22 protein-coding genes and 1 pseudogene are annotated in these 25,290 nt (G+C 65.5%); 13 read left to right on the top strand and 10 right to left on the bottom strand.

Annotation, left to right across the window (positions count from 1 at the left end; genetic code table 11):
• Positions 1-29 precede the first annotated feature (29 nt).
• The 3 genes and pseudogenes from HYH08_RS10890 to HYH08_RS10880 all read left to right on the top strand — a co-directional run bounded on the left by HYH08_RS10890 (position 30) and on the right by HYH08_RS10880 (position 3,837).
• Positions 30-1,394 carry an FAD-dependent oxidoreductase gene (locus HYH08_RS10890; protein ID WP_220009770.1) on the top strand — a complete coding sequence of 455 codons (1,365 nt, stop codon included), beginning with the start codon at positions 30-32 and terminating at the stop codon, positions 1,392-1,394.
• The gene (locus HYH08_RS10885) at positions 1,391-2,611 is read left to right on the top strand and encodes an MFS transporter (RefSeq protein WP_220009769.1); all 1,221 of its coding nucleotides are present in this window, start codon (positions 1,391-1,393) and stop codon (positions 2,609-2,611) included. The genes HYH08_RS10890 and HYH08_RS10885 overlap by 4 nt, the downstream gene beginning before the upstream one ends.
• 28 nt (positions 2,612-2,639) lie before the next feature.
• Positions 2,640-3,837 (top strand): annotated as a pseudogene (locus tag HYH08_RS10880) (MFS transporter).
• Here the strand turns inward: HYH08_RS10880 and HYH08_RS10875 are convergent.
• On the bottom strand, positions 3,734-4,687 hold the full coding sequence (locus HYH08_RS10875) for a transglutaminase family protein (RefSeq protein ID WP_220009768.1): 954 nt from the start codon (positions 4,685-4,687) through the stop codon (positions 3,734-3,736). The pseudogene HYH08_RS10880 and the gene HYH08_RS10875 sit on opposite strands and share 104 nt — an antisense overlap.
• A 163-nt stretch (positions 4,688-4,850) precedes the next feature.
• Here HYH08_RS10875 and HYH08_RS10870 point away from each other — a divergent pair, with 163 nt between their 5' ends.
• Positions 4,851-5,735 carry a transglutaminase-like domain-containing protein gene (locus tag HYH08_RS10870; protein WP_220009767.1) on the top strand — a complete coding sequence of 295 codons (885 nt, stop codon included), beginning with the start codon at positions 4,851-4,853 and terminating at the stop codon, positions 5,733-5,735.
• A gap of 320 nt (positions 5,736-6,055) precedes the next feature.
• On the opposite strand, the gene HYH08_RS10865 is transcribed toward HYH08_RS10870, so the two are convergent.
• Genes HYH08_RS10865 through HYH08_RS10855 form a run of 3 tightly spaced genes read right to left on the bottom strand, consistent with a single transcriptional unit; the run spans position 6,056 to position 9,516 of the window.
• A complete protein-coding gene (locus HYH08_RS10865; RefSeq protein WP_220009766.1) occupies positions 6,056-6,640 on the bottom strand; it encodes a DUF1254 domain-containing protein in 585 nt (194 codons plus the stop codon).
• Positions 6,637-7,215: a DUF1214 domain-containing protein gene (locus HYH08_RS10860; protein WP_220009765.1), complete on the bottom strand. Its 579-nt coding sequence runs from the start codon at positions 7,213-7,215 to the stop codon at positions 6,637-6,639. The genes HYH08_RS10865 and HYH08_RS10860 overlap by 4 nt, the downstream gene beginning before the upstream one ends.
• Before the next feature lie 9 nt (positions 7,216-7,224).
• Positions 7,225-9,516, bottom strand: a complete 2,292-nt coding sequence (locus HYH08_RS10855; protein ID WP_220009764.1) for a transglycosylase domain-containing protein — start codon at positions 9,514-9,516, stop codon at positions 7,225-7,227.
• Between the two features lie 294 nt (positions 9,517-9,810).
• Between HYH08_RS10855 and HYH08_RS10850 the strand changes: the two genes are divergently transcribed.
• Positions 9,811-10,326, top strand: coding sequence for a YcgN family cysteine cluster protein (locus HYH08_RS10850; protein ID WP_220009763.1), 516 nt, complete (start codon positions 9,811-9,813; stop codon positions 10,324-10,326).
• Positions 10,327-10,481: 155 nt separating this feature from the next.
• On the top strand, positions 10,482-12,068 hold the full coding sequence (locus tag HYH08_RS10845; protein ID WP_220009816.1) for an MDR family MFS transporter: 1,587 nt from the start codon (positions 10,482-10,484) through the stop codon (positions 12,066-12,068).
• Between the two features lie 3 nt (positions 12,069-12,071).
• Here HYH08_RS10845 and HYH08_RS10840 read toward each other — a convergent pair whose 3' ends face one another.
• Complete coding sequence (locus tag HYH08_RS10840) at positions 12,072-14,552, bottom strand: GAF domain-containing sensor histidine kinase (RefSeq protein ID WP_220009762.1); 2,481 nt, start codon at positions 14,550-14,552, stop codon at positions 12,072-12,074.
• A gap of 95 nt (positions 14,553-14,647) precedes the next feature.
• Positions 14,648-16,303, bottom strand: coding sequence for a thiamine pyrophosphate-requiring protein (locus HYH08_RS10835; protein WP_228747742.1), 1,656 nt, complete (start codon positions 16,301-16,303; stop codon positions 14,648-14,650).
• 190 nt (positions 16,304-16,493) lie between these two features.
• On the opposite strand from HYH08_RS10835, the gene HYH08_RS10830 reads away from it, so the two are divergent.
• Complete coding sequence (locus tag HYH08_RS10830; RefSeq protein WP_220009760.1) at positions 16,494-16,901, top strand: nuclear transport factor 2 family protein; 408 nt, start codon at positions 16,494-16,496, stop codon at positions 16,899-16,901.
• Positions 16,902-16,930: 29 nt separating this feature from the next.
• On the opposite strand, the gene HYH08_RS37780 is transcribed toward HYH08_RS10830, so the two are convergent.
• The 4 genes from HYH08_RS37780 to ku all read right to left on the bottom strand — a co-directional run bounded on the left by HYH08_RS37780 (position 16,931) and on the right by ku (position 19,309).
• Positions 16,931-17,155: a hypothetical protein gene (locus HYH08_RS37780; RefSeq protein ID WP_349631412.1), complete on the bottom strand. Its 225-nt coding sequence runs from the start codon at positions 17,153-17,155 to the stop codon at positions 16,931-16,933.
• Positions 17,156-17,480: 325 nt separating this feature from the next.
• Complete coding sequence (locus HYH08_RS10820) at positions 17,481-17,645, bottom strand: Flp family type IVb pilin (protein ID WP_220009758.1); 165 nt, start codon at positions 17,643-17,645, stop codon at positions 17,481-17,483.
• Positions 17,646-18,041: 396 nt separating this feature from the next.
• On the bottom strand, positions 18,042-18,278 hold the full coding sequence (locus HYH08_RS10815; RefSeq protein ID WP_220009757.1) for a hypothetical protein: 237 nt from the start codon (positions 18,276-18,278) through the stop codon (positions 18,042-18,044).
• A 56-nt stretch (positions 18,279-18,334) separates the two neighbouring features.
• Entirely contained in the window at positions 18,335-19,309 is a 975-nt protein-coding gene (gene ku / locus HYH08_RS10810; RefSeq protein ID WP_220009756.1) for a non-homologous end joining protein Ku, read from the bottom strand.
• A 236-nt stretch (positions 19,310-19,545) separates the two neighbouring features.
• On the opposite strand from ku, the gene HYH08_RS10805 reads away from it, so the two are divergent.
• From HYH08_RS10805 to ccmI, 6 genes are all read left to right on the top strand, one after another.
• A complete protein-coding gene (locus HYH08_RS10805; protein ID WP_220009755.1) occupies positions 19,546-19,701 on the top strand; it encodes a hypothetical protein in 156 nt (51 codons plus the stop codon).
• A 241-nt stretch (positions 19,702-19,942) separates the two neighbouring features.
• On the top strand, positions 19,943-20,614 hold the full coding sequence (locus tag HYH08_RS10800) for a response regulator transcription factor (RefSeq protein WP_129269371.1): 672 nt from the start codon (positions 19,943-19,945) through the stop codon (positions 20,612-20,614).
• A gap of 91 nt (positions 20,615-20,705) precedes the next feature.
• Positions 20,706-22,082 (top strand): ATP-binding protein, encoded by a 1,377-nt coding sequence (locus HYH08_RS10795; protein ID WP_220009754.1) that lies wholly within the window; start codon positions 20,706-20,708, stop codon positions 22,080-22,082.
• 160 nt (positions 22,083-22,242) lie between these two features.
• A complete protein-coding gene (locus tag HYH08_RS10790; RefSeq protein WP_220009753.1) occupies positions 22,243-23,643 on the top strand; it encodes a hypothetical protein in 1,401 nt (466 codons plus the stop codon).
• A gap of 99 nt (positions 23,644-23,742) precedes the next feature.
• Positions 23,743-24,012, top strand: a complete 270-nt coding sequence (locus HYH08_RS10785; protein WP_220009752.1) for a hypothetical protein — start codon at positions 23,743-23,745, stop codon at positions 24,010-24,012.
• Positions 24,013-24,143: 131 nt separating this feature from the next.
• Positions 24,144-25,259, top strand: a complete 1,116-nt coding sequence (gene ccmI, locus HYH08_RS10780; protein ID WP_220009751.1) for a c-type cytochrome biogenesis protein CcmI — start codon at positions 24,144-24,146, stop codon at positions 25,257-25,259.
• Positions 25,260-25,290: the final 31 nt, after the last annotated feature.

The raw sequence follows: 25,290 nt of genomic DNA, 5'->3' as shown, positions 1-25,290 counted from the left end.
GATAGTTCTAGAAGTATAGGAGAAGTAGAATGACTACCAGGAGGGTCGCCATCATCGGGGCAGGGCCGGTCGGCCTCGCCGCGGCCGCGCATGTGCTGGAGCGCGGCATGTCGCCGGTCGTTCTCGAGGCCGGTCCCGAAGCTGCGCACGCGGTTCGTCAGTGGCGGCATGTCCAGCTCTTCTCTCCGTGGGAGTACAACGTCGACAAGGCGGCAGCGCGCCTGCTTGCGCCGACGGGATGGAATTCGCCGGATCCTCAGTCCTATCCGACCGGCGGCGAATTGATCGATCGCTATCTCGATCCTCTGGCAACGCGCACGCCGCTCCGCGAGGTGATCCGGACATCCAGCCGCGTCACGGCCATCAGCCGGGCCGGCTTCGACAAGGCGAAGACCAGGGGGCGGGAGCAGGCGCCCTTCGAAATTCGCTATCAGAATGGCAAAGGCCCCGAGATGTTGCGTGCCGATGCCGTCGTCGACGTTTCAGGCACCTGGTTCTCGCCCAATCCCGCCGGCAGCAACGGCTTGCCCGCAATCGGTGAACGCGAGTGCGCCGACCGCATTGCCTATGGCATGCCGGATGTGCGGGGCGCCGATCGCGCCAGATATGCCGGCAAGACCGTTGCCGTGCTCGGTGCCGGCCATTCCGCCGTCGGCACGCTGATCGATCTCGTGCAACTCGCGGACGAGGCGCCCGGCACGCAGGCGATCTGGCTGTTGCGCGGTAGCGATCCCGCAACGGCTTTTGGCGGCGGCCGCAACGACAAGCTCGCTGCGCGCGGCGAGCTGGGCTCCACCTTCGCCGCCCTCGTCGCGGCCGGGAAGGTCAGGGTCGAGAGCGGATTTGGTGTCACGCATCTGTCGGTTACCGAGGGGCGTCTCATGATTTCGGCCGGCGCCTGTTGCGGTGCGCGGAGTGTGGTTGCGGATGAGCTGGTCGTGTCGACCGGCTTCCGTCCCGACCTGTCGTTCCTGTCCGAGCTGCGTCTGCGGCTCGATCCGGCCATCGAGGCGCCCGCCGCACTTGCGCCGCTGATCGATCCCAACGAGCACAGCTGCGGGACCGTACGTCCCCACGGCGCACGCGAGCTCGCGCATGACGAGCCCGGCTTTTATCTGGCCGGCATGAAGTCCTATGGCCGTGCGCCGACCTTCCTGATGATGACCGGCTACGAGCAGGTTCGCTCGATCGTCGCCGACATCGCGGGCGACAAGGAGGCGGCAGCACGCGTCGAGCTCGTATTGCCCGAAACCGGCGTGTGCACACGAGGCGGCGTCGAAACCGGATCCGCAGAGGGATGTTGCGGCGGCCCCGCGAAGCAGGAGCTCTCGGCCTGCTGCGCCGCGGATGAGGCCGCCAAGACGGCAGGTCGCTCAGGGTGCGGTTGCTCATGACGCGGATTGCCGCGGGCCAGGCTGCGGGTCCGCTTGGTGTCGTCGTCGCACTTGGCTCGGCGCAGACCGTCGCGTGGGCGTCGAGTTACTATCTGCCTGCCATCCTGGCCGCACCGATTGCCCGCGATCTCGGCCTTGCGCCGACCTACGTTTTCGGGGCGTTGTCCGGCGCGCTCGTCATCTCGGGGCTGCTTGGCCCGCGCGTCGGGCATGCCATCGATACGTTCGGCGGGCGCAGTCTGCTCGCCATCTCGAACCTCGTCTTCGTCGCAGGCTTGCTCTTGCTTTCCGTCGCCCATGGCGTGGCGGTGCTGATCGCTGCCTGGGTGTTGCTCGGCATCGGCATGGGCATGGGTCTCTACGAGGCGGCTTTCGCCACGCTCGCTCGCATCTACGGCACCAATGCACGGCGAACCATCACCGGTATCACCCTGATCGCCGGCTTTGCCAGCACGCTCGGCTGGCCGCTCACGACATGGCTTGCTTCGGAATATGGCTGGCGAGCTGCATGTCAGGCGTGGGCGGCGATCCATATCGTCCTTGCATTGCCGCTCAATCTTTCGCTGCCGCGCGCTGTCCCGTTGGACCCGCACTCCCGGCCGAGCGCGGGCGCGAGCCGACCATCCGGAAGCCAGAGCGAGAGCTTCGCGATGGTGCTGCTGGCCTACATGTTTGCGGCGGCAAGCTTCGTCAGTTCAGGCATCTCGGCCATTCTGCCGACCATGCTCGTTGCGTTCGGCGCGACGCCGGCGCAGGCCTTGCTCGCGGGAGCCTTGGTCGGACCGGCGCAGGTCGGCGCGCGCCTTCTGGAAGCCGGATGGCTCGCCCGGTTTCATCCGTTGCTTTCGGCGAGACTGGCCATGCTGATGAATCCGATCGGTGTCGTTGCGCTGGTGTTGGGCGGACCGATGCTCGCATCGACCTTCACGGTGCTGTATGGAGCGGGCAACGGTATCATCACCATTGCCCGCGGGACGCTCCCGCTGGCGCTGTTCGGACCGACCGGATTCGGCCGGCGTGTCGGCATGATCTCGCTGCCGTCCAGGGTTACGGGGGCCGCCGCGCCGCTCGCGCTGGGGCTGATGGTGGAGCACATCGGCAGCAATGCGCTGTGGATCAGTGCGCTGGTTTCGCTCTCGGCCTTCCTCGCACTCTTGCTGCTTCGCGCAGAGCAGGCAACATCGACGTCCCTCCAGGCGGGAGAGCAAAATTCGTAAGCTGGACGGAAGGTCCCTCATTGCGGTGATGTGCATCGGCCAGCTCGGCAATCTGCTGCCGCATGTGACGCTGTCTGCAAATCTGGCGCAGCACCTGATGCCAGCGTGGGGCCTCTCGGCCGCCGAAGGCGGGTTGATGGCGAGCGGCTATGCGTTCGGCTACATGCTCGCGGTGCCGGTGCTGACGACATTGACCGACCGGATCGATGCGCGGCTCGTCCTGCTCTGGGGTTCGATCGTCAGCGGCCTTGCGACCATGGCATTCGGCATCTTCGCGCAAGGATTCTGGTCGGCGACCGCGATCTGGTGCGTCGCGGGACTCGGATTTGCCGGGGCCTATATGCCCGGCCTGAAGGCGCTGACGGACCGGCTCCCTGCCGGCGACACCTCGCGCGCCGTCACGCTTTACACGTCGAGCTTCTCGGTCGGCGTCGGCCTCTCGTTCCTGGTTGCACAAATCATCGCCGACACATGGGGATGGCGAAGCGCATTCCTCGTCACCGGTTTCGGGCCGATCGCGATGGTCGTCGCATGCCTTCTGATGCAGCCGCGGCGGCCCGCACCGAAGGCGGGGCGATTGCTCGACTTTGCGCCTGTCTTCGCCAACCGGGAGGCGCTCGGATATATCCTTGGCTACGGCGCGCATTGCTTCGAGCTTTACGGCATCCGCACCTGGCTGGTCGGCTTCTGGACCTTCGTCATCGCGCATCAGGGCGCGCCGTCGTGGTTGAGCCCGGTCGTGCTCAGCTTCTGCTTCGCGGTGATCTCGATGCCGGCGAGCATTCTCGGCAACGAGGCCGCGCTGAAATTCGGCCGCCACCGGGCGATTACTGTCGTGATGATCGCCTCGGCCTGGGTCGCGCTTGCCATTGGCCTCAACGCGACGGCGCCGGCGTGGGTGCTCGCGCTGTTGCTGCTCTTCTATGGCCTGACGGTCCCGGCCGATTCAGGTGCGCTCACGGCGGGGCATGTCGGCGGCGGCTGTCTCCGAACATCGCGGCGCGACGCTGGCTCTGCATTCGACGGTCGGCTTCGGCCTGTCGGCGCTTGGCGCCTGGGGGACGGGCGCCGCGCTCGACGCGGCCGGCGGGCCGCAGAGCGCAAGCGGCTGGCTGCTGGTCTTCATCGTCCTTGCTGCGGGGATCGCGCTGGGTCCGTTCGCGTTGCTGTGGGCGCGGATGGCACCGGGGCGCCGCTCCCCGGCTCCGCCTCCGTTTGGACGTTGACGGTAACCTCCATGCCGAGCTGATCGTCGGCATCGCCCCAGTAGCTACCTGACAGCGGCACGGCTTGCGTCGGGGTCCGTGCGACCCCGACCCTGATCAGGTCGCGGTTTCCCACGATGCCGTTGGTGGGATCGAATTCGACCCAGCCGGAGCCCGGCACGTAGATCGAACACCACGCATGCGTCGAGCCACCGCCGAGGCGTACCGTGCCGTCGCGGTCCGGGACGTAGACGTAGCCTGTCATGAAGCGCGCGGCGAAGCCCAACGCGCGCGCCGCCTCCATCATGAGCAATGCGAAGTCGCGGCAAGTGCCCCGCTGCAGGGCGAGCGTTTCGGCAGGGGTCTGCGTCCCGCGCATCAGGCGCCGCTGGTAGGAGAAGCCCTCGGCGATGGCCTCGTTCAGGGTCATGAGCAGGTGGCCCGTCGGCCGGGAGGCGCCTGGAACGACAAACTTGGTCAGCCAGGCGGGGACGCTGGGATCGTCCGGATAATGGCGGCGCAAGTAGGGCTCGAGGTCCGGCAACTCGTCGGCGTGATACGTGAAAGGGTGCTCCTTGGCGTAATCCTCGATCCGGAAGTCCGGCGCATTTTCCGGTGTGTGTGCGAGACGTATTGTTGTCTCAAACTTCAGGATGTCGGCGGATGCCGCGAAATCGACCAGTGTCAGGCAGTTGCCGAACACGTCGTGTATCCACCGGATCTCGCTCGGTTCAGGCCGGACGACGAGAGTGCAGTCGAGCAATCGCTGATCAAAACTGTCGCGCGGGCGAAACAGCATTTGATGCTGCCCCAGCTGCACCGGTCGGCGGTAGCGATAGGTCGTGCTGTGGTGGACGCTGAAGATGATCATTGTGGTGCCCACGTCACAAGTTGCCATCCCCGATCAGGTTCCACAACACGGGCCGACGGCGTCTGCCTGTCATTTCAGCAGCCGCCGCAGCCTCTGGCGGGAACAAACCTCATGAAAGACGCTTTTCCCGCCCACGGTCAATGGAGACCACAAGGAGGCGGCGGTGAAGATCCGGGCTGGTTACGACATTGCATTCGAATGCTCGCAAGAGGTGCCGATGGTGCTGATGCTGAGCGTTCATCCGTCGCGCAAGGCCGATCTTGTGACCGACCACGTCATCCGCATCACGCCGGACGTCCCGGCGAAGGACTACGTTGACGTGTTCGGCAACGTCTGCACCCGTCTGGTCGCGCCGGCCGGAGTTATCGAAATCCGCAATGACTTCGTCATAGCGGACAGCGGACGCCCCGATGAGCTTGCTCCAGCCGCCAAGCAGGTCGCGCTCAACGACCTGCCGGATGATGCCTTGATGTACCTGATCGGCAGCCGCTATTGCGATACACAGAAGCTGTCCGATTTCGCCTGGGCAACCTTCGGACAGATCAAGGGCGGCTGGCAGCGCGTGCAGGCGATCTGCGACTATGTCCATGATCGCATCGAATTTGGTTATCAGTTCGCCCGAAGCGATCGGACGGCGGCCGAGGCGATGGAAGAACGGCGCGGCGTCTGCCGCGACTTTGCCCACCTGGCCGTGTCGCTTTGCCGCTGCTTGAATATTCCCGCGCGTTATTGCACCGGCTATCTCGGCGACATCGGCGTTCCCGCCGATCCGGCGCCGATGGATTTCAGCGCCTGGTTCGAAGCCTATCTCGGCGGGCGCTGGTACAGTTTCGATGCCCGGCACAATCAACCCCGTATCGGCCGGATCGTGATCGCCCGCGGACGTGATGCCGCCGACGTCGCCATCTCGACGATGTTCGGCCCGACTAAGCTTGCGCGCTTCAACGTGGTGACGGAAGAGGTTCGTGTCGATGAAGTCTTTCCGCTCCAGCCGGATATTGAGGCGAGACAGCACAGGACCGCGCGACTTGCCTCTGCCACGGTCTAAGTAGCCATCGCTGGTGGCGCGGTGGTCTTGCAGGCATGAGGTTCAACGTCCGCAGCGGGCGTCAAAAAACCCGCAGCGGTTTCTCCACGCGGGTCTGACAACTCTCGATGATGACACTGTACCAGTGTTTTGCCCGACGGTCAAGGGGTGTTTCCGAAAATCCGTAATTTGCAATTTCCCTGCCGGCAGGGGTGCCCCGACCGTGTCGTCCAGACGCGATCGAGGTGGGCGTAAAAGTTGCGCAACGATTTCAACGGCCCCCTACTGTGCATGGGGTTGTTTTCGAACTTTTCTCTTGAGGGCTTCGAAACGACCGCGCGTCAGCGCCGGCCGCGCGGGGCCTCGGCCTTCGCCGGCGCATCGGTCTGCGGTCCACAGCTCGCGGCTTGCAAGCTCGCCTGCGCCTGCGGCATCAGGCCGGGCTCGGCGGCAAGGGCCTTCATCACGATCAGGCCGGTCGTGCTCGGGGAGTCGATGATCAGGCGGTCGGCCGCGGTGACCTCCTCGTCCTCGGGCAGGTCGTTGTGCTGCGCTTCGGTCATCAGGTCGAGCTCGATGACCTTCTTGCCGGCGGAGCGGTCGTTGATGGCGTAATAGGCGATCTCGTTGCGGGTGTAGAACGACACCGAGGTGTAGGCCTGGCTCACCGGCACGGTGAGCTTGATCGGTCCGTCCGAGAGGTCGTAGCGGCAGATCGCCAGCGCAAAGGCCGGGTCCATGAACGGCATCGGTGAGGTCTGCGGATCGGCGAGCGGAAGCTGCGTCACGCCGTTGAGCCTGGTCATCGGCGTCAGCCGCGAATAGGCGTCCTGCGTCGCGATCCGCGGCAGTGCCAGCACGCTGACGAGATGGACCACGAGGCCCAGCACCACGCCCGCGACGATGGTGAATGCCAGGCGGATCATGAGCAGCCCACCGTCGAGATGCTGGGCATCGGCGCATCACGCTGGGTGCGCGTGGCAACGCCGACAGGGGTGTCGTAGAGCCGCAGCATCAGCGCATAGCGCTCGATGCCGCCGGTCGGCAGCCAGTTGCCAGCCCTCGAGCGCGAGGCGATGCGGATCTCGAATGTGCCGTCAGATGACCGCACGATCTCCTGGCTGGTGAAGCCGTAGCGGGCAAGCGTGTTGGCGACGAGGTGGCCCTTGCGGTCGTACAGCGTCAGCGTCCAGAACCGCGCCGGCGGCGTCACGCCGGAGACGACCACGTCGCAGCGGCCGTCGAGCGCCTTCTTCTTGTCGTCGGTGGTTGCGGTAAAGGCGACGCCGTCGCCGGTGCCGATCGGCAGCTCGCCGTTGCGCACGATCGTGGCGCGCGAATAGGGATCGACGTCGGCGGTGCCGGTGCGCGGCCGCGCGGTCCAGGCGCCGATGGTCAGCGCGCCGATCTCGGTGCCGCGCGTCGTCGTCATCCAGGTCGCCCCCAGGCCGACCACGGTCGCGAGCAGAAGGGCCGTCAATGTGATCAGGATCAGGCGCACGGGCTTCGATTAGTTCTTGCGCGGGGCGGATGCGTTCGCATTCTCTTCCGCATAGTTCTGCGGGAAGGCGAGCGCGCTCGACGCCGAGGACGGCTTCGCAGGCCTGGTGTCGTCGGCCGTCGCCTTGGTCGCGGTCCTGGCGGCATCATCGAGCAGCTTCTCGACCCGCACCAGAATGTCGGCGCCGCGCTTGGTCAGCACCGGCGGCGGACCGGGCTTGGTCTCCAGCACCTTCGGCGCCGCATTGGCTTGCGCATTCGCGTCCCGCGGCTGCGGCGGCAGCTTCTGGCCCATGCCGATGCCGGGGATCTCGCGGATCTCGACGCCTTGATGTGCGGCGACCATGATGTCGTGCCAAGTCTGCGCCGGCAGCGAGCCGCCGGTCATGCGGTTGGTCGGCGAATAGTCGTCATTGCCGTACCACACCGCGCAGGTGAAATTGCCGGTGTAGCCGACGAACCAGGCGTCGCGATACGCATTGGTCGTGCCGGTCTTGCCCGCGGTCGGAATGCCGTCGAGCGCGGCGCGGCGCGCGGTGCCTTCGCTGACGACGTGGCTCATCATGCCGGCCATGTCGGCGGCGATGTTGGCGGGAATGGCCTGCCGCGGCTTCGGACCGTCGCGGTCCCAGCGCCAGACCAGGTCGCCGGCGCCGGTGCGCACCTCCAGCACCGAATGCGGCGTCACTGATTTGCCGCGGTTCGGGAAGGTCGCATAGGCCACCGCATGCTCGAGCACGGTGACTTCGTCCGAGCCGATCGGCAGCGAGGGCGTGTCGGGCAGCGGCGCCTTGAGGCCGAAGCGGCGCGCGACCTCGACGATCTTGGCGCGGCCGATCTTGGCGGGGTTCGGCGCCTTCGGCTGCTCCTTCTGGCCGATCGCGATCGACAGCTTCACCGGCACGACGTTGATCGAGCGCGTGATCGCCTGCGTCAGCGTCACCGCGCCGGAATAGGAATGGCCATAGTTCTGCGGGCACCAATTGCCGATGCAGACCGGGCCGTCGACCACGATCGAGTTCGGCGTGAAGCCGTTGAGAAGGGCGGTGGTGTAGACGTAAGGCTTGAACGACGAACCCGGCTGGCGATAGGCGTCGGTCGCGCGGTTGAACTGGCTCGCGCCATAGTCGCGGCCGCCGACCATGGCGCGGATGCCGCCGTCGAGATCGGACACGACGGTCGCCGCCTGGGTCGCGTGATAGTCGCGGCCGAACTGGCGCAACTGGTTCTCGATGGCGTCTTCCGCCGCCTTCTGCACATTGGTGTCGATGGCGAGGCGCACGACGAACACGCGCTCGGTGTAGGACTTCGGGAAGGTGTCGACCAGCTTCCGCATCTCGTCGAAGGCATAGTCGAGATAGTAGTTCGGGGAGGCCTCGTCGCGGCGGTCGACGGCGAAGGCGGGGTTGCGGCGGGCGCCGAACACCTGGCCCTCGGTCATGAAGCCGGCATCGACGAGATTGTCGAGCACGACGTTGGCGCGGGCACGCGCGGCGGGCAGGTTGATGTGGGGGGCGTACTTCGTCGGCGCCTTGAACAGGCCGGCCAGCATCGCCGCTTCCGCCAGCGTCACGTCGCGCGCCGACTTGTTGAAGTAGAAATGCGCGGCGCCGTCGACGCCGAAGGTGCCGCCGCCCATGTAGGCGCGGTCGAGATAGAGCTTCAGGATCTCGTTCTTCGTCAGGCGCCATTCCAGCCAGACCGCGAGGAAGGCCTCGTTGACCTTGCGCTCGATGGTGCGCTCGTTGCTCAGGAACAGGTTTTTCGCGAGCTGCTGCGTGATCGAGGAGCCGCCCTGGCGGACGCCGCCGGCCTGCGCGTTGGTGACGAGCGCGCGCGCGGTGCCGGCGATGTCGATGCCGAAATGCTCGTAGAAGCGGCGGTCTTCGGTCGCCAGCGTCGCCTTGATCAGGACGTCGGGAAAATCCTCCAGCGGGATGGAGTCATTGTGCTTGATGCCGCGGCTGCCGATCGGATTGCCGTAGCGGTCGAGGAAGCTCACGGCGAGATCGGACTTCTTCAGCCAGTCCTCGTCCGCAGTCTCGCGGAAGGCGGGGATGGCGAGCGTCAGCATCAAGACCAGGCCGCCGAGCCCGAGCGTTGCGGCCTCCGACAGCGGCTCGATGAACACCCAGCGCTTCCACCGCCCGACATAGAAGCGGTCCATGAAGGTCGAATAGCGCTCGTAGAGCTCGCGAATGCCCTTGGCTGAGGAGAACAGCGAGGAGTCGATGCGCGCGTCGAGGTCCAGAAAGAAATTCCGGACGCGGCTCTTCCAATTGGATGGTGTGTTCTCGACCACCTAGAACCCTTGAGGCTCGCTTCGACAGCGTTCAAGCACCCGGCCGGGGCGGCATCGGGACGTCTTGCGGGAATGTTGCGGCAAACCCAAGGCGCCCGGTTCGCGTCCGTTGGGGACTCCACGTTCCTTCTAGCCGAGGAGGGCCTATAAACCAATGGTCAGGCTCGCGATTTTGAACAACAGGACTAATTGAACCCCGGTTCATTACGGGCCTTGTCGGACCGTCGCTTGCGGCATGACGGGTGGACGCCCTAGATGGCGTCGCCGTAGCTCCTTCGAACCTTGTTGAGACGAATGACCCCAGCTCCCAAACGACCTTCAGGCCAGGAAGGATTCTTCTGGAAAACCAAGACGTTGGAAGAGATGTCGGAGCGCGAATGGGAAAGCCTGTGCGACGGCTGCGGCCGCTGCTGCCTGAACAAGCTCGAGGACGAGGATACCGGCCAGATCTATTTCACCCATGTCGGCTGCAAGCTGCTCGATGGGACCAGTTGCGCCTGCAAGGACTACCCGAATCGCTCCGACAAGGTTCCGGACTGTGTCCGCCTGACCGCCGCCAATGTCCGCACCCTGAACTGGCTGCCGCCGAGCTGCGGCTACAAGCTGGTCGCGGAGGGCCGCGACCTCTATTGGTGGCATCCGCTGGTGTCCGGCGATCCCAACACCGTGCATGACGCCGGCGTTTCCGTGCGCGGCCGGGTCGAGGGCAGCGAGGAGGAGATCCCGGACGAGGAGCTCGAGGACCACATCGTGCAATGGCCGGCCCTGCTGCCCAAACGGGCCCGCCTGAAGCGACGCCCGAAGGACTGATCCGCCCGCGACGTCACATCACGTCATCGCGATGACCCGGGGGCGGGATGCACCCATGCGCCCCGGTGCCTGCCTGAGAAGAACATTCCTCTCTACATTGGCTGCATAGAACGAATCCTTCGCGGCGTTTGCGCCGCATCATGCGCCCGATCGAGATGAACAAATTCGACCGGCAGAGCAGTTCTGCCGACATCCAGGCATTGCCCGACGACATCGCCGAAGAGCTGTCCCGACTTCCAGGCGAGGTCATCAGCGTCGATGACGCACCGTCCATCGCGCCGCCGGTGCCGCTGACCTCGGATGAGGTCCGCACCATCGTCATCAGCCTGATGCTGACGATGTTTTTGGCGGCGCTCGACCAGACCATCGTGGCAACCGCGCTGCCGACCATCGGGCGCCAGTTCCAGGATGTCTCGAACCTGTCCTGGGTCATCACCGCCTATCTGCTGGCCTCGACTGCGGTTGCGCCGGTGTTCGGCACGCTCAGCGACATCTACGGCCGCAAGGTCATGATCATCATCTCGCTCAGCCTGTTCGTCGCTGGCTCGGTGCTGTGCGCGATCGCGCCGAACATGCCGATGCTGATTCTCGCGCGCGGCCTTCAGGGGCTCGGCGGCGGCGGCATCATGCCGGTCGTGCAGACCGTGATCTCCGACGTCGTCTCACCGCGTGAGCGCGGACAGTATCAAGCCTATTTCTCCAGCGTCTGGATGGTCGGCGGCATTCTGGGGCCCGTCATCGGCGGCGTCTTCGCCGAGCATCTGCACTGGTCGATGATCTTCTGGATCAACCTGCCGCTCGCGGCCGCGGCGATCGCGATGCTGCTGCCGAAGATGAAGAAGATCCCGGTGTTCCATCGCAAGCGCAAGGTCGACTGGCTCGGCGGTGTCCTGCTGATGGCGTCCGCGGTCGTCTTCATGCTGGTGCTGACCTGGGGCGGCACGCGTTATCCCTGGCTCTCGCCGACCGTGCTGGCGATGATCGGTGGCGCCGTCGCGCTTGCGCTGACCTTCGTCTGGCACGCGCGTCGCGCCGACGAGCCCTTCCTGCCGCTGCCGCTGCTGACGGGATCGGTGGCGCCGTTCGCGCTGACCGCCGGCGGTTGCGGCCTCGGTGCGATCACGGGCCTCACCGTGCAGCTGCCGCTCTATTACGAGTCGGTCTACCATCTCAGTGCCAGCGAAGCCGGCCTTGCGCTGATCCCGCTCGCGGCGGTCTCGACCTGCGGCGCGGCGATCGCCGGCCGCACCATGGCGCGGGCCAAGCACTACAAGCGGGTCGCCATCGTCGGCACGTCCTGGGCCGCGATCTGCGCGCTCGGTCTCACGGTGACGACCTTACCGCTCTGGGGCCTGTTGACGCTGATGGCCGCGTTCGCGCTCGGCCTTGGCACCACATTCCCGGTCTGCGTGGTTTCGCTGCAGAATTCGGTGGCGCGGCCGCAGGTCGGCACCATCACCGGCGCCATGAACTTCTTCCGTTCGCTGATGTCCTCGTTCACGGTCGCGGCCTTCGCGGCGATCCTGCTGATCGCGCTCGGTGCCGACATTCCGCTCGCAGGCGAGCATCACGCCGCGGGCAGCATTCCCGCGATCCCCGCTGAAGACATGCGGCACGCATTCCGCTACGTCTTCGGTGCTGCGACTGCGCTGATGACCACCGCCGCGCTGTGCCTGATCATGATGGAGGAGCGGCCGCTGGCCGGTCCGACCATCGCCAAACATGTCGAGATGGCGGAGTAGGGCTCAGTTGCCCCGATCCACGAAGCTGCTCTTCCGCGGCAGCCGGATCGTGAACTCCGTGAACGCGCCGGGCTCCGTCGCAACGTCGATTCTGCCGCCGTGCTGCTTGACCACGATATCATGGCTCATCGAGAGCCCGAGGCCGGTGCCTTCGCCGGCCGGCTTGGTGGTGAAGAACGGATTGAACATCTTCGCCTTCACCTCGTGCGGAATGCCGGTGCCGTTGTCGCGGATGCGGATCTCGACACTGTCGCCGCGGTCGCGCGTCGTGGCGGTCACCATCGGCGCGTAGTCGCCGGCGCTATGGTCCGCTTTCCGCTTCGTCACGGCATAAAACCCGTTCGACAGCAGGTTCAGCAGCACGCGCGTGATCTCCTGCGGAAACACTTCGGCGGTGCCTGCAGAAGGATCGAACTCGCGCTTTACCGTCACGTCGAATTGTGGCGTCTCGGCGCGCACGCCGTGATAGGCGAGGTTGAGGCTCTCCTCGACGAGCGCGTTGATGTCGCTCTCCCGATGTTCGCCGCCGCCCTCGCGCGAATGCAGCAGCATGTTCTTGACGATGGAATCGGCACGCCGACCGTGCTGCACGACCTTGCCGAGATTGTCCTTCAAGAGCTCCGTCAGCTCATCCACGTCCTTGCGGACATCATCCGTGAGCGGGACGGGTGCGAGCACCTCGTTCAGTTCGTCCATCAGCTCGGCGGAAAGTGAAGCAAAATTGTTGACGAAGTTGAGCGGGTTCTTGATCTCGTGGGCGATGCCGGCGGTGAGCTGGCCGAGCGAAGCCAGCTTCTCGGTCTGGATCAGCCGGTCCTGCGCGGCGCGCAGATCGTCGAGCGATTTGGCGAGCTCCCGCGTGCGGTCCTGCACCTCGTTGAACAGGCGCGTGTTCTCGATCGCGATCACGGCCTGGTCGGCAAAGGTCTTCAGCAGGCTGATCGCCTTGTCCGGGAACGGGCCGGCCTCGGGCCGGGTCACGCCGATGGTGCCGATCGCAACACCGTCGCGCAGCATCGGGATCACGAGAATGCTGCGATAGCCGCGCGTTCGCGCCAGCTCGCGCATCGCGTCGGTGAGATCGGGCTCGCTTTGCATGTCGCTGCGAAAGGCGTATTCGCCGCTGGTCGCGACCCGGCTGTGAATGCCAGACGCCGCCAGCGGTGCCGGAAACGAGCTGAGCAGCTCTGCGTTGCCGGCTTCGTTGTCGGTGGTGAAGGCGGCCAGATGCAGCATGCCGTTGATGACGCGGGTGACGGTGGAGGAATGTCCGCCGACCAGCGCCTTGGCGCTGTCGGAGATCGCCTGGAACACCGGCGTGACGTCGGCCGGCGAGGCCGCGATCACCTTGAGGATATCGGCGGTCGCGGTCTGCCGCTCCAGCGCTTCCCTGGTGGCATTGAACAGGCTGACATTCTTGACCGCGATCACCGCCTGGTCGGCGAAAGTTTGCAGCAGCCGCACGTGATGCTCGGTGAAGCTGCCCGTCGTCCGCCGCGTGGCGATGATGACGCCCTTGGCCTCGCCCTCGCTCATCAGCGGCGTGAACAGCATGCTGCGGAAGCCGCGGGCGCGCGCGATGTCGCGTGCCGCCGGCTCGAGCTCGGTGTCGGGCACCTGTGCCGATTCGCCATGGGCCACGAGCTGGTAGGCGGGGAACTGCGCGAACGGCACCGGGAACGAGGCCTGCAGCACGCGATCGCCTTCGGGATCACCCGGAGTGAAGGCCGCAAGGTGCGCGGCGCCGTCGACATAACGCAGCACGGCGGTGGAGAAACCGCCGATCAGGCGATTGGCGTTGGCGGCGATGGCGTCGAACACCGGCTGCATGTCGGAGGGCGAGGCCGCCATCACTTTCAGGATGTCGGCGGTGGCCGTCTGGCGCTCCAGCGCCTCGCGCGTCTCGTTGAACAGCCGCGCGTTCTCGATTGCGACCACGGCTTGGTCGGCAAAGGTCTGGAGCAATTGCACGAGGTCGGGCGCAAATGCGCCTGTCACGGTTCGCGTGACGCTGATCATGCCAACCGCGGTGCCGCGGCTCATCAGCGGCATGAACAGCACGCTGCGAAAGCCGCGAAGCCGCGCGAGCTCGCGGTTCAGCTCCGGAACCTCGTCCGCCTCGCTGTCGGGAAACTGGATCGTCTCGCCGCCGCGCACCAACTCAAAGGTCGGAAAATCCTCGATCCGGCGCGGGAACGAGGCCTTCAGCCCTTCGTCGGCTTCGGGGCTGGTCGGCGTGAACGCCACGAGGTGCAGCTCGTCGCCGATGAACTGAAGCACGGTGGCCGAGAAGCCGCCGAGCAAACGCTTCGAGCTGGACGCGATCGCTGCGAATACCGGCCTCGCGTCGGAGGGGGAGGCCGCGATGGTGCGCAGGATCTCCGCACTCGCGGTCTCGCGATCACGCGCAATCGCGAGCGCATTGCGCAGCCGCGCGTTCTCGGCTGCGAGATCCTCGGCGGCATCGTTGGAAGGGTCGGTCATTCGTCATCCGGCTTGGCGCTGCGACGGGCGCGGCACCCGGCCGGATTATCACATCTTCAGCAGCCGGAGCCAGCACCGGCGGCCTTGCCGCCGCCTCACGTCCCCGGCCGCGACACCTCGGTTTCCTTGCTGGTGATGAACTCCAGCAGCACCGGAGTGCCTTCCTTCGTCTTCTGGATGCCGCGCTTGATCGCTGGGATGATGTCCTCAGGCTTCGTCACGCGCTCGCCGTAGCCGCCGAAAGCCCGCGCCATCGCGGCATAGTCGCCGGAGATGTCAGTCGAGCGATATTTTTCGGTCGAGATCGGCATCACCTTGAGCTCGATCGCCATCGAGAAATTGTTGAGCAGGATCGACATGATCGGGATGCGCTCGCGCACCGCGGTCTCGAAATCCATGCCGGTGAAGCCAATGGCCGCATCGCCCCAGACATTGATGCAGAGCTTGTCGGGCTTTGCCAGCTTGGCGCCCATCGCAAGGCCGAGGCCGTAGCCGAGTTGCGTCGTCTTGCCCCAGCCGAGATAGGAGAGGGGCGTCACCGCTTTCCAGAACGGCGAGAGCTGGTCGCGCGGGCTGCCGGCATCATGGGTGATGATGGTGTTCTCGATGTCGACGGTGTGCTGGAGATCCCACAGCACGCGATAGGGGCTGAGCGGCGCATCGTTGCTGGTGAGCTTCGGCATCCACTTCGCCAGCCACTCCTTGTGCGAAGCGGCGATCTCGGCCGCGACCGCCGATGCGTCGCGATCCCTCGTCACCGTCTTGCCGATCTCCTCCAGCAACGCATCGAGCACGAGACCGGCATCGCCGACGAGGCCGATCCTGGCTTCGACATCCTTGTTGAGATGGTTCGGATCGAGCGTCGAATGGATGATGGTCTTGCCCTTGGGCATCGCAATGCCGAAGCTGGTCTCGGTGAAGGAGCAGCCGATGCCGAGGATGACGTCAGCCTCGCCGAGGAATTTCGGGACGGCGCGCGGCACCGCGAGGCCGCCCGAGCCGAGCGAGAGCGGATGGGTCTCCGGAAACGACGATTTGCCACCGAGGCTGGTGGTGACGGGAATGGCGAGCCGCTCGGCGAGCATCTTCAATTGCGGCCAGGCCTGCGCGTAATGAACACCTTGGCCGGCATAGATCACCGGCCGTTTTGCATTCACCAGCAGGGTGGCGGCCTCCTTCACATGAACGGGATCGGCGCCGTAGCGCGTGCGTAGCACCGGCGTGTAGTTCAGCGGCTCCGGCACCTCCTCGTTCCACATGTCGGCGGGGATCTCGACGATCACGGGCCCGCCGCGGCCGTTCTTCAGCTTCGTGAAGGCGCGGCGGAAGATGTTGGTGACCTCGGTCGCCAGAATGATCGGCTCGGACGATTTCGAGAACGGCTTCATCGCCTCGCTGGAATTGAAGTTCGGCTCGATATGCGCAAGCCGGCGCTGATAGCCCATCGGCAGCACCAGCACGGGCACGGATTCGCCAAAACATTGCGCGACGCCGCCCATGGCGTTCTCCGCACCGGGGCCGTGCTGCATGCAGAACGCGCCGATCGTGCGCCCCGACGTCACCCGCGAGATCGCATCCGCCATGTGCACGCCGACGCGCTCCTGCCGCACCATCACGGGGCGGATCTCGGCCTTCGCCGCATGCTCGATCAGATGGTTGACGGGATAGCCGCAGAGGATCTCGATCCCCTCGCGTCGCATGATTTCCGCAATCGCAGTGCCGAGCTTCATGGCGTCTCTCTCCCTGGGCAGTCCGGTTGGTCCCGGCTGGTTGGGGGAGAGAGGATCAGGAAAACGGGAAACCGTAAAGTACGGCCCGGCGCGTCAACGGCGGGGCAGGCATGCAGGACGCCGCGATGCGCGATCGCCTGGTCCAGGTTCGGGTTTCGGCAGGAGTTTTGCAACGTAGCGCGGGATTCCCGGGAAAATGTTCGGAGGTGACATGACTGACAGCGTGCGCGATCTTTTCGATCGCTGGGAACGGGTCTGGCACGAAGCTCAATATGACCTGATCGCCGACTGCGTTGGCTCGCATTACGTCCGTCACGACGAAAGGGGCGACCGGACTGTGACCCGCGACGAATACACCAGCGAACTGCGGTCAGTTCACCAAGACCGCCCCGGAATCCGCGTCGTGGTCTACGACCACTCCTTAACGGCCGATCGCGCCTGGTTCCGCTTTGCATTTGCCTGGCCTGATTCCACGACCGGCGAGACGCGCAGCCGTGCCGGCATGCAAGCCTACCGCATCGCGGATGGCAGGCTGGCTGAGACCTGGATCACGATGCTTGGCCTCGGCACCACATGGGCGGATGCACCGCAGGAGCGATGGACCAGCCGCAAGGCATGAAGGCATGAGAGGTCCCGGCGGCCGATGTCCTACTTGCAGTTCCGGCAGATCGACAGCCTTCGCTTCAACGCCTCGTCTTCCTGATCGATCAACTGCTGGGCCGCGGTGCCCTTCGTATCCGGATTGGTGCTGGCGCCCTTGGTGGCGTGTGACCTCGCGGGCGGCGTCACCTGACTTGGGGTATCGCTGTCGTCGACGGCGCTGAAGCCGTCGTAGTCGGCGGCGGAATTCGGCGCCGGCGCCGTCACGCCCATCAGAGGCGTCGAAGTCTCTCTGCCGGCCGCTGCCGGCGGATTTCTGGACGTCTTTGCGCCCGCATGCGGTGAAGAGGCATTGGGCGGAGCGATCGAAACCGGTGGCGCCGTCTGTCCGCGCGCGCCCGGCGGCCAAGCGCTGACGACCATGAGACTGAGCGCCAATAGCGTCGTGCTTCTCATCCGCATTCCTTGAGCAACTGTGGCTCAGCGATTGATAGCACCGTCGCGCGGATGGAGCCAACGGGGCGGGGCAAAGCGCCGCCCGCTCGAAATGACGCGTTTGTGGAGGCGACGCCGGCAGACCGGCGCCTCGGACCGTCGCCTATTTCGTGGCCGCGTCGATCGAGTTGAACTTGTTATTGAGGAGGGCGCTGCCGGTGTTGTTGACGATCGTGACGATCGCAAGCGCGATGCCGGCGGCGATCAGGCAATACTCGATAGCGGTGGCTGCACTTTCATCGGCGAAGAAGGACCTGAGCAAAGCCATCGTCAACTCCTGTTCATTCGTCCAACGCAGGCTGGTGCCGTCTTCGGAATGGTAAATTGATTCACTAACTCTTCGGGCGCGTGCACGCGCCAAGATGCAGGTGGGGCGGACCCGACCTCAGGCCTTATATGTTGCCATTCGTTGACTTAAGGTTTCGTCACCCAATTCTGCCGGATTCGACGTTGTCCTCGTCAGGACTTGCTCGTGCGTCCCGGTGCAGTCTTGCCGGCGCGTTCCAGCATGTCGGCGAGGCGGCCGACCAGATAGCTCACCACGTGCGGCCACCGAGCGCGCTGTCGGCGAGGTGCTGGTCCTCGGTCACGTCGGACGACGTGGCGCCGCGCCGGTGATAGACAGCCCCCGACAACAGGTGTGTCGCTTAACGGATTGTTGAGGCTACTTGCGGCGAGCGTCCGCGTTGAGCGCGCGCAGCATCGCGATGCGGGCGAACATCATCCAGCCGCCGCCGGTCTCGGCCGCGTTGATCAGGGTCTCGATCGCGGTCTGCCAATGGCCCACATGCTGCGCATCCTCGGGCAACTGCACGATGTGATCGGCGGCCTGTTGCAGCGTCCGCAGTTTGCGCCCGCCGGGCAGGGAGATGGGATCGTCGAATGCCGCCGACCAAGGCATGTCAGTCCGGTCGACCGGCGAGGGAAGAGATCATTGCGCGATCGAACGGTGCGCTGCTAGCCGGCCTTCTTCGTTCGCGCGGTCGTGCGCACCGGCTTGTCGGCGGCCTTCTTCGGTGCGGGCGCGGCCTTCGCGGCAACTTCCTTGCCGGCCTTGCCGGAGATCGGCAGCAGCATCTCGCGCTGGCCCTCGACGCGCTTCTTCGGCTTCTTGCCCTTCGCAGGAGCGACCTTCGCCGCAGGCGTAGCGTCCTTCTCGTTCGCGATGCTCTTCTTCAGCGCGTCCATCAGGTTGATGACGTTGCCGCCGCTCTTGGGTGTCGCCTTGGCCGCGATCGGCGCGCCCGAGCGCTTTTTGTTGATGAGGTCGATCAGCGCGGTCTCGTAATGATCCTCGAACAGCTCGGGCTCGAACGCGCCGGACTTCTTCTCGACGATGTGCTTGGCAAGGTCGAGCATGTCCTTGGTCAGCTTCACGTCCTGGATGTCGTCGAAGTACTCCTGCTCGCTGCGGACTTCGTAGGGATAGCGCAGCAGCGTGCCCATCAGGCCGCTCTCGAGCGGCTCCAGCGCAATGATGTGCTCGCGGTTGGTCAGGACCACGCGGCCGATGGCGACCTTGTCCATGCTGCGGATGGTCTCGCGGATCACCGCATAGGCGTCGTGGCCGACCTTGCCGTCGGGCACGAGATAATAGGGGCGGATCAGATAGCGGCTGTCGATGTCGGCCTTCGGCACGAACTCGTCGATCTCGATCGTGTGGGTGGAGTCGAGCGCGATGTCGTCGAGCTCGTCCTTGGTGACCTCGATATAGGTGTCGGCGTCGACCTTGTAGCCCTTGACGATGTCCTCGGAGGTCACCTCGTCACCGGTCTCGGCGTCGACCTTGAGATACTTGATCCGGTGGCCGGTCTTGCGGTTGATCTGGTTGAACGAGACCTTCTCGGTATCCGAAGTGGCCGGATACAGCGCGACCGGACAGGTCACGAGCGACAGACGCAGAAAACCCTTCCAATTGGCGCGGGGGGCCATGGGCTACTCCAAACGCAACAGGGACCGACTTATGAGGATACCATCGGGGAACACCGAATCATACACAGGTTCGGTTGGAATCTTGCAACTGCGTTAACCAGTCGCTGACCCCCGCAGTTTGGGCTGATCCAGCCCCGAAAGCCGGAACATCAAATCGGATCCGGCGTTGGCTCAGGACACAAGGTCGCGAGGATGTCGCGGCCCGTCGAAGGCGACAGCCACAGATTGAGGTCCCCATGGCAACCACGCGAGACCAGCATCAGGTCGTCGAAACTGCAACCGAGGCGCGCCAGGGCGAACCCGGCCCGTCCGTGGCGGCGCTGCTCGCCGTCTCGACCGGCCTTGCGGTCCTGATCCTCGCCGTCATCTGGTTCGTGTTCTTCCGGACCTGACGGCCGACCCAAGCAAACCAAAACGGGAAGGGCGGACCTTCCGCCTCGCCGCCTTGCGCGGCACATTGCGCCCGCCATGCCGCCGGCTCGTCCGATGGCCTGGCGGGCGCAGTCGCGTTCGCGACGAACAAATCGTATATGACCAAAAAGTAACGCCGGCAGTTCCCCGCGTTCATATTCAGTTCACGCCGGAATTGCTCATCTGGTGCGGTGTTCATAAGGCCTATTTCTGGAGAGAAGCGTGCGCCTGCTCGTTGTTGAGGACGACCCCGATCTCAATCGCCAGCTCACCAAGGCGCTGACCGACGCCGGCTACGTCGTCGACCGCGCCTTCGACGGTGAGGAAGGACACTATCTCGGCGACAACGAGCCCTACGACGCCGTCGTGCTCGATATCGGCCTGCCCAAGAAGGACGGCATCTCGGTGCTGGAAGCCTGGCGCCGCAACGGCCGCACCATGCCGGTGCTGATCCTCACGGCGCGCGACCGCTGGAGCGACAAGGTGCAGGGCTTCGATGCCGGCGCCGACGATTACGTCGCAAAACCGTTCCATCTGGAGGAGGTGCTGGCGCGCATCCGCGCGCTGCTGCGCCGCTCGACCGGCCATGCCCAGAGCGAGCTCTCCTGCGGCCCCGTCACGCTCGACACCCGCACCGGCCGGGTCAGCGTGTCAGGCAATCCGGTCAAGATGACCTCGCACGAATATCGGCTTCTGGCCTATTTGATGCACCATTCCGGCCGCGTCGTCTCGCGCACCGAGCTGGTCGAGCATCTCTACGACCAGGACTTCGACCGCGACTCCAACACCATCGAGGTGTTCGTCGGCCGTATCCGCAAGAAGCTGGATGTCGACATCATCCAGACCGTCCGTGGCCTCGGCTATCTTCTGACCCCGCCGCCAGCAGGGGCTTGACGGATCCGGGCTTGACGAGCGGCCGGACAGGGGCCTTGGTCGCGTCATGACCGCCGACGCCATGCCGCCCCGAGTCTCCGGAATCATTTCGATGCCCGCCAGCTCGCTCGCCAACCGACTGTTCCTCTCGGCGACGGCGTGGCTCGTGGTGATCCTGGCCATCACCGGCGTGGTGCTGTCCTCGGTCTACAAGAACGCCACCGAGCGCGCCTTCGACCGCCGGCTCAACCTCTATCTGCGCACGCTCATCGCCGAGGTCGCGACCCCCGACGAGCCGCCGGACCGTCAGTTCCAGTCGCTCGGCGAGCCCCTGTTCGAGCTGCCGCTGTCCGGCTGGTACTGGCAGATCACGCGCACCGATACCGAGAAGCCGGAGGTGCGCTCCTCGCGCTCGCTCTGGGACAAGAAGCTGCCGAAGCTGGAGGAGCAGGGCGCCGAGCTCACCGCCGCCGGCATTCGGCTCGCCTATGTCGACGGGCCGGAAGGGCAGAATCTGCGGATGGTCGAGCGTCCCGTCGATCTCGGCGCCGACGGCAAGTTCCTGGTCAGCGTCGCCGGCGACGACACCGAGATTTTCGACGAGACGCGCAGCTTCGATTACTATCTCGGCGGTACCTTCACCGCGCTCGGCATCGTGCTGCTTTTGACCACCGTGTTCCAGGTCCGCTTCGGCCTTGCGCCGCTCAAGCGCATCTCGGAATCCATCGCTGATATCCGATCAGGGCGGGCGGAACGGCTCGAGGGCGAATTCCCGGTCGAGATCGCACCTTTGGCGCGCGAGACCAACGCGCTGATCGACGCCAATCGCGAGATCGTCGAGCGCGCGCGCACCCATGTCGGCAATCTTGCCCATGCGATCAAGACGCCGCTCTCGGTGATCGTGAACGAGGCCAGCGCGCATGCAGCCGATCCGTTCGCGGAGAAGGTGATGGAGCAGGCCGACGTGATGCGCGATCAGGTCGCCCACCACCTCGAGCGCGCGCGCATCGCCGCCCGCGTGTCGGTCGTTGCGACTGTCACGGACGTCGCGCCCCCGATCGAGGCGCTGCGGCGGACCATGGAGAAGATCCACCGCGACCGCGGCATCATGGTCGAGGCCAAGGCCGATCCGTCGGCGAAATTCCGCGGCGAGCGGCAGGATCTGGAGGAGATGGTCGGCAATCTCGTCGACAATGCCTGCAAATGGGCGGCCTCCCGTGTCTTTATCGAGGTTTTGGTCGAGCCGCCGCAGCAGGCGGGGGCCGGCCCGCGCTTACGGATCGTCGTGGACGATGACGGCCGCGGCCTGTCCGAGGCGGAGCGCGCTCAGGTCTCCCGCCGCGGTCAGCGGCTGGATGAGTCCAAACCCGGCTCGGGGCTGGGCCTGTCCATCGTCACCGACCTTGCCGCGCTCTATGGCGGCAGCCTCTCGCTCAGTGGCGCGCCGATCGGGGGCCTGCGGGCCGAGCTGGTGCTTCCCGGAATATAATCCCCTGTTCCCAAGGGGTTATCTGCTCCGCTGGGCGCCGATCCGGAGCAAAACGGGGGTATTGCGGCCAACGTCCTCAACGGCTTCTTAAGGCGCGGCCACCTATGATCGCGCCGGACACATCCTATGTCCGCCACTTCACCGTGCATAACCCGGGCGCATGAGCCAGACATCGATCGAGCGGCTGAGGGAATATCTCGCGCAGCTCCCGCCGCAGTCGCAGGCACTGCTGATGCGGGAGTTCGAGCGCGCGCTCGAGCGCGGTCAGGACACGGCTGTGGCGACCCTCGTGCTCGAGCAGCTGCGCAAGATCGTCCGCAAGACCGAAGCCGACGAAGCCCCTCCACCGCGCACCGATGACCTGTCGCGATTGCTGTTCCAGGTGCTGGAACCGTTCTTGGTCGAGGCGGGCGCCCCGCTCCGGGTTGGGCAGATCCGCCGCTCCTCGCTCCAGCCGATCTGGCAATGGCTCGGCCGTGACGGTGCCCCGGACAAGATCAGTGAATTCGAGACGGCGCTGGCGCGCATGCCGGCCGACAGTGCAGGCCAGGTCGAGGCCCTCGCGCAAAAGCTCCAGGCCGTGGCTGCGGATGCGATCTTCGCGCTGACCGGGCCCGGCGGCGGCGACAAATCGCGCGCGCTCGCCCGCGTCGGCCCGCCCAGCGTGATCGAGGACCTCTATTCGGTTGGAGCCGTGCTCTCCGTCCGCGAGGCGATCGCCACCCTGAACGAGAAGCTGCCGCGCTTCCTGCGCGCTTTCGGCGACCCCCAGATCGCCTCGGTGACGTCTGCGCTCAACATCCCCGTGCTCCAGACGCCGCAAATGCTGCCCTTCGCTCTGTCGATGGTCGTGCAGCGGATGACCGCGCCGTGGCAGATCATCCGCCTCGCCATCAAGATTGCCGCCTCCGACGACGAGATCCGCGTTGCCGCCACGCCTTACGGCGTCGCGGTCACCATGGCCCTGCACGATCTGTCCTGCCTCGCCGCCATCCTGCGCACGGACATCAAGCGCGGCCATTTCGACACCGTCGCCGACAATCTCAAGGCGCTGCATGACGGCGTCCGCGGCCTGCGCACGGAACTCGACCTGCGCAACGATTCCGTCTGGGGCAAGCAGCTGACCTCGATCCGCGCCGACATCTCCAACGCGCTGCAATCCGAGATCGACAGTGTCCCCGGCCGCGTCCGCCGCATCCTGCGCCAACGGCCCGAGAAGGAGATTCCGCCGGGTGCGCGGATCGACAGCACCGAGGTCGAGGAAGCCGCGGCATTGATCGATTTCGTGGCGATCTGCCGCAATTACGCCAGCGAGCTTGCGATCAACGAGGTCACGCTGCGCACCTATTCCGACCTCCAGCAGTATGTCGAACGCTCGACCGAGCAGCTGGTGCAGTCGCTGCGCGCGGCCGATCACAAGGTCCGCACCTATCGCCAGCAGCAGGTGCAGGCCGCGATTCGCTTCTGTCAGGTGCTGTTCGGCGATGATTATGCCTCGTTGATGAGCCGCGCCGCGGAGAACGCAGCGACCGGCGAGCGCAAATCGTCGCGCGCTGGCTGATTCAATCGCATATTTTTGTGATCACAATTTGAGGTTGACGCTGCCGGGCGCGAGCCCTACGGTCGCGTGCAAGCTCTTGGAATTTCTATCTGCAGGCGCATGAAACCCGTTATCAGTTCCATCGAAATCGAGAACCGTGTCATTATCGCCAAATATCAACGGCTGATGACCGGCGCGAAGGTGGTGTTGGTCGAGAAAGCGAGCGGTCGGCAACTGCCCGAGACTGTCACCAGGGTTGCATCGCCTGTTCCGGTCGGAGCGCTCCGCATCAGATTGCCTGATGCCATCGCGCCGGGAACGTACTTCCTGAAGGCCTTCAACGGGCACGGCGAGGACGCCGCACAAAGTACCGACTTCGAAATCGGCTAAGCCGTTGGATTTTCATCATTTCGGGCCTGTGTGCGCTCGCGCCGAATTGACAATTCTCAATTGCCGCATCGTCCGGCCGTGGTGTAAAGCCAGCTATGGGCGCGGCTCGCGCGCTGCCGGAAGCTTGCCAGATGACGCTATGGTTCGTGTTCGCGCTGATGACGGTCGCGGCGATTTTCGCCGTGCTCTGGCCGCTCGGCCGCGGCGCGCGCATGCAGGAACAAGGCAGCGAGGTTGTGGTCTACAAGGACCAGCTCGCCGAGATCGAGCGTGATCTCGCCGCAGGGCTGATCGCGCAACCTGAAGCCGAGGCCGCGCGTGTCGAGATCAGCCGCAGGCTGCTCGCCGCGGCCGGCAGCGAGCCCGCATCCGAGCCGAAGTCGAGCCTCAAATGGCGCCGCGCGGCGGCCGTGGTGGCGCTGGTCGGGCTGCCGCTGGTCGCGATCGGCGTCTACATGCCGCTCGGCTCGCCCCTGCTGCGCGATTTTCCGCTGGCGCAGCGCGAGCGCGGCGCGGGCTCCGGCATGGCGCAGTCGCTGGAAAACCTCGTCGTGCAGGTCGAGCAACATCTGGAAAAAAATCCGACCGATGGGCGCGGCTGGAACGTGCTTGCGCCCGTGCTGGAACGGCTCGGCCGCTTCGACGATGCGGTGCGCGCCTATCGCAATTCGATCACCTACAATGGCGAGAGCGCCGAGCGCAGGTCCGATCTCGGCGAGGCCATCGCGGCTGCCGCCAGCGGCGTCGTGACCGCCGAGGCCAAGACTGAATTCGAGCGCGCGCATGCGCTCAATGCCGACGATCCCAAGGCGAACTACTTCCTCGGCCTTGCCGCCGAGCAGGACGGCCGCAAGGACGATGCCGCCAACATCTGGCGCGCGCTGCTGGCCAAAGCGCCGGCGGATGCGCCATGGCGTCCGCTGGTGCAATCCTCGCTGGCGCGGGTCGGTGGCGGCGGCGTGACAATGCCGGCATTGTCCGATGAGACGATCGCCGCCTCGAAGGACATGAACGAGGGCGATCGCAACGCGATGGTGCGCGGCATGGTCGAGCGTCTCGCCACGCGCCTCAAGCAGAACGGTGACGACGTCGAGGGTTGGTTGCGCCTCGTGCGCGCCTATCTCGTGATGGGTGATCGCGACAAGGCGGTCGGCGCGTCCGGCGATGCCCGACAGGCCGTGGCCAACGATGCCGCGCGGCTGAAGCAGCTCAACGAAGGCCTCAAGACGCTCGGGCTCGATGGATGATGCGAAGAGACGGGCAAGGAACGGATACGCC

The organism is Bradyrhizobium sp. BR 10289, assembly GCF_019455385.1.
Taxonomy (GTDB): Bacteria; Pseudomonadota; Alphaproteobacteria; order Rhizobiales; family Xanthobacteraceae; genus Bradyrhizobium.
This window is presented reverse-complemented; position numbering and strand designations above follow the sequence as displayed.